Below are 1,411 nucleotides of genomic sequence, written 5' to 3'. Positions count from 1 at the left end.
CCGCAACCTAATCACGAGAAAGAAACAGGAACGGAGTACTAACACCTCAATGGCCCGGATCAAGGGGCTGGGTCAGTATTGATGGGTGATCCAGTATCTGGAGGCGAAGTCGAGCAAGCGCCTCGGGTTCCAAGACCGTACAAGTCATCAGTACGGGATGTTCGCCCGCATTCCTGCATGTACTTTGCCATTGGGCGTTTTGGCATTTCTCGCTCAAGAACCATCGTAATGGCCTGCCGCAATTCATGGCCAGCGCGATCCCACTGAGTACAGGCCAAGTTCAGCACCCCGAATACCCTCTCACTCGTCAATCCAGCTATAAGCAGATCATCACTCAGTGATTTACGGCGTTTTAGCTCCAGCTCCCAATAGGTTGACTCGGAATCGTTCGCGTCAGCGAGATCAGAACCGGTTAACCAAGTGCGCAAGGCAACGATAGGACCGTCACGATAATACTCCAATCTCCGCGTTGGTCCGTCACTTATCCTCGGCAGGAAAATGGAAGTTCCCGTTCCGAGGCCAGATGCGGTGACAATCAGATCTATCAACCCGCTTTCTCGTGTTTCAAGACGCCATTCGCGTCGCGAGTCCCATCCACTGCCACGTTGAGTCGATTTAGATACATAGCTTAATCGTGTTTCTGCCTCGGATAACTCAACTGGTTGCGACAACAAGCAAATACCGCGTTCAATCCAATCTTGGTTTGTAGCTTGTGGGAACAAAACAAGGTTGGGACTATCGCGGAAACAGCGGACATCTCCGACTAAGAGTTCAACTCTGCGCACCGGGTTTTCACCGATTTCAAAAAGTGTTCCGTTCTCCGAGTCTGCTAGTTGGAGAACTCTATTTTCCCCGATTGCCTGGCCACCAAGGCGGATGCTTCCATTCCGGTGTCTGTCTACAGGCCAGTCGAAGTGAATAGAAGTTATGGTCGATGGATCGAAGTTCCAGGTTTCTAGGTTTTTTAGTTCTGCACGCTCTGCGTCTGCATGCCGAAGATAATTTCCTTATGATGGATGCCGTAGAGTTTCGATGCCATGATCAGGACAAAAAAACCGAGTGCAAAGGTGGAGAGATAGAAATAAGTATCGCGCTTGAAGCGGAGCAATCCTATTGCAAGAACTAATGCAATAAGCGTTGCGCCAGCCAGTCGGATGGCTTGTACAAATTCAGCTAGACCTTCAAGACCCAAAATCGTACCCTATTTTCAAAGAAATACATTTGTTTCAATTCCGCGAGCTCGGGAAAATATAAGTCGCCCAAAGGTTGCGCTGCAAGTCCGTCGCATTGTGCTTGGACTCGGACATTCGTCAAGTCCTCAGCATCAGTGCGTCGGCCATATTTTGTTGAAAAACTCTGGTTTGATCGAGGGCTGAACTGCTGATTCAATTCCTCCAATTGGCGGGAGGAT

2 protein-coding genes are annotated in these 1,411 nt (G+C 49.5%); both read right to left on the bottom strand.

Annotated features, from left to right (window positions below):
• Nucleotides 1–964: 964 nt before the first annotated feature.
• Complete coding sequence (locus HW561_RS23230) at nucleotides 965–1,192, bottom strand: hypothetical protein (RefSeq protein ID WP_176867757.1); 228 nt, start codon at nucleotides 1,190–1,192, stop codon at nucleotides 965–967.
• The coding region (locus tag HW561_RS23770) for a hypothetical protein (RefSeq protein ID WP_211198751.1) at nucleotides 1,174–1,411 on the bottom strand (238 nt) is incomplete at its 5' end. The genes HW561_RS23770 and HW561_RS23230, both read right to left, overlap by 19 nt.

It is taken from the genome of Ruegeria haliotis (assembly GCF_013377785.1).
GTDB classification, from domain to species: Bacteria; Pseudomonadota; Alphaproteobacteria; order Rhodobacterales; family Rhodobacteraceae; genus Ruegeria; species Ruegeria haliotis.
This window is presented reverse-complemented; position numbering and strand designations above follow the sequence as displayed.